The following is a 556-nucleotide window of genomic DNA, read 5'->3' as shown; positions in this document are numbered from 1 at the left end:
TCAGAACGTCGTGAGACAGTTCGGTCCCTATCTGCCGTGGGCGTTGGATGATTGAGAGGAGCTGCTCCTAGTACGAGAGGACCGGAGTGGACGAATCCCTGGTGTTCGGGTTGTCATGCCAATGGCATTGCCCGGTAGCTACATTCGGAATCGATAACCGCTGAAAGCATCTAAGCGGGAAGCGAGCCTCAAGATGAGTCATCCCAAGGGCTTTAAGCCCTCTGAAGGGCCGTTTTAGACTAAGACGTTGATAGGTTGGGTGTGTAAGCGCTGCGAGGCGTTGAGCTAACCAATACTAATGACCCGTGCGGCTTAACCATACAACACCCAAGAAGTGTGAGACCTTGCGGTCGAGACTACAAAGATTATTTCAAAAACAGAAAATTGCTCCTGCATTTTCTGCACTTCCGCCCTCCATGGCGGTCGCAGTTTTCCAGATTCCAATTTATGCCTGGCGGCCATAGCGCTGTGGAACCACCTGAACCCATGCCGAACTCAGTAGTGAAACGCAGCCGCGCCGATGATAGTGTGGCAGATGCCATGTGAAAGTAGGTCA

2 rRNA genes are annotated in these 556 nt (G+C 52.2%); both read left to right on the top strand.

From position 1 onward, the window contains the following. Window positions 1–320: ribosomal RNA gene (locus J3U76_RS13250) — 23S ribosomal RNA — on the top strand; the annotation flags it as partial. Between the two features lie 130 nt (window positions 321–450). Next, window positions 451–556 (top strand): 5S ribosomal RNA (rrf, locus tag J3U76_RS13245); the annotation flags it as partial.

The sequence above is a fragment of the Oceanisphaera pacifica genome (assembly GCF_017498065.1).
GTDB lineage: Bacteria > Pseudomonadota > Gammaproteobacteria > Enterobacterales > Aeromonadaceae > Oceanimonas > Oceanimonas pacifica.
The sequence above is the reverse complement of the archived record's forward strand: the minus strand, read 5'-3'. Positions and strand labels throughout refer to the sequence as shown.